Genomic DNA, 2,293 nt, shown 5'->3' with positions numbered 1-2,293 from the left:
AGACCTCGGTCGAGCCGTAGAAGTTGTAGAGGACGTCACCGAAGGCGTCCTGGAAGGCGGTGACCAGCGCACCCGGCAGCGCCGCACCGCTGCTCGCCACGACGCGCAGGCTGGAGGTGTCGTAGCGGGCTCGCACCTCTTCGGGGAGGTTGAGGATGCGCTGCAGCATGACCGGCACCACGAACAGCGAGGTGCACCGGTGCTCGGCCACCGCCCGCAGGCACGCTTCGGCGTCGAAGCGCCGCTGCAGCACCAGGTTCGCGCGCAGGGGCATGCCCACCTGCAGGGCCGACAGACCCCACGCGTGGAACAGCGGGGCGGCGACGAGCATCCGCTCCCCGGCCCGCAGCGGAATGCGCGACAGCAGCGAGACGGCCGTGGAGAGCCCCTTCGGCGTGGGTCTGCGCGCGCCCTTCGGCGCCCCCGTGGTCCCCGAGGTGAGAACCACCAGCCTGCCCGGACGGGACGGTGGCCCGAGCCGCACCTGGGGTGCGTCCTCGACGAGCTTGCCCAGCTCGCCGGTGCTCACCACGACGGCGTCGGCGGGCAGCGCGCGCAGCACCCCGGCGAACTCGTCGTCGGCGATGAGCACCCGCACCTCGTGCCGGAGCACGGCGTCGATGACCTGCGGTTCGGCGAGACCGGTGTTGAGCAGCACGACGTCGGCGCCGATCTTGCCGCAGGCCAGCAGGGTCAGCACGAACCAGGCGTGGTTGCGCGCGAGCAGCGCCACCGGCGCCCCTTCGCCGGCACCGAGCTTGCCCAGCAGCCCCCCGAGCCGGTCGGCCAGCCGCGACAGTTCCTGGAAGCTCCACTGGGTACCCTCGTCGTCAGTCACGGCCGTCTCGTGCGGGGAGCGGGCGGCGGCCGCGGTGTAGCCGCCGGCCAGCGTGGCGCCCCAGCGGTTGAGCGCAGCCAGTTGCCGGATCAGCCGGTCGGGTCGTCCTGGCGTGATCACCCCGGCGGTGACCAGGGTGTTCGCGATCTGCAGCGTGGTCGGCGGGCGCGGCGACGGCAGCGGTTCCGGCTCACCGGCCAGGTGGCGGCCGAGGCGCTCCAACCCGTCGCGCGCCCACTGCCGGATCTCGGCCGCACTGCGCCGGAAACCGCCGTCGGGGCGGAAGAAGATGCACCGCAGCGCCGTGCCGCCGTTCTCGGCGTCGGTGAGCTGGACCGAGACGCAGCCTGCCGTGTTGGGTTCGCTGTCGAGGACGAACTGCTCGCCGCGGCGGTTGAGCAACACCCGCAGGGTGTGCTCGGCGGGCGGCCCGCACACGTTCGCCCGCAGGCGGTACCACTGCCCGGTGCCCCCGTCGTCCTTGCGCTCGCAGACGCCCACTCCCCGGAAGAAGCGGGGGTAGAGCTCCAGATCGGTGAGCGCTTCCCAGACGGCAGACCTCGGGTGGTCGACGACGAGCTCGAGGGTCACGCAGTCAGGCATCCGACGAAGCTACGGAGGTTCCTGGCGCGAGGTCAACAACACTCCGGGTGTTTCGCGCGGAAGAGGGAGCGCCCCGGCGCTCCCGCCAACATTAGCCCCCGCATGCCAATCCGGCCGCCACCCGCCCTGTGAAAAGGTGACAACTTCCCGCCGCCCTCGCCGGAAAACCTTGCGGCCCCACTTTTCACAAAGCTACCTTACTCGCCGGTAGGACATTCGATTCCGCCATTTCCTCACGCAGTTCGAAGTATCACCGGAGATACTCCCGGAGGAGCAGAGTGAACAATCCCAAGAGAATGAGAAAAGTGATCGCGGCCGCCAGTTCCTCGGCGGTGGTCGCCGGCACGGCGGTCACCGCCCTGCTGGCGGGGGCCGGGACGGGCGCGGCCGCACCGGCTTCGCTCACGCTCAACTACAGCTGCCCGTTCCCCCTGATCGGGACCCAGACGCTGCAGATCGCCCTCAGCGCCGACATCCCCGCCACCGCGACCGTCGGCCAGCCCGTCCCCGCGTTCGACGTCAAGACCGTCTCCACGGTGCCGTCCACCGCCACCCAGGGCCTGTCCCTGGTCGGCGCGGCCACCGTCGAGGGCAGCGCGGCGGCCGCCTCCACGGTCACCGCGCCCCAGGGCACCCTGCCCGTCACCGTGCCCGCGACCATCCCGCCGACCCCGGTGCCCTCCTCGGGCTCGTTCCAGGTCACCGCCACCGGCAGCGCGCCGTCGATGACCTTCACCAAGGCGGGCACCGCCACGATCACCGTCGGCGACATCAAGCTGACCCTGCACCCGAAGAAGGCCGACGGCACCGACACCGGCCTCGGCACCTTCGACTCGCAGTGCACGCAGGTGG

Annotated in this window: 2 protein-coding genes; one reads left to right on the top strand and one right to left on the bottom strand. The window is 71.5% G+C overall.

The window, feature by feature from the left end:
- Positions 1-1,441: AMP-binding protein (locus tag FNH05_RS36305; RefSeq protein ID WP_144593359.1), on the bottom strand; the 1,441-nt coding region annotated here is incomplete at its 3' end.
- A 296-nt stretch (positions 1,442-1,737) separates the two neighbouring features.
- Between FNH05_RS36305 and FNH05_RS36300 the strand changes: the two genes are divergently transcribed.
- Positions 1,738-2,293 (top strand): DUF6801 domain-containing protein (locus tag FNH05_RS36300; protein ID WP_144593358.1); only part of this gene is annotated, 556 nt, incomplete at its 3' end.

Origin of the sequence: Amycolatopsis rhizosphaerae (genome assembly GCF_007713715.1) — a bacterium.
Classification (GTDB): domain Bacteria; phylum Actinomycetota; class Actinomycetes; order Mycobacteriales; family Pseudonocardiaceae; genus Amycolatopsis_E; species Amycolatopsis_E rhizosphaerae.
The sequence above is the reverse complement of the archived record's forward strand: the minus strand, read 5'-3'. Positions and strand labels throughout refer to the sequence as shown.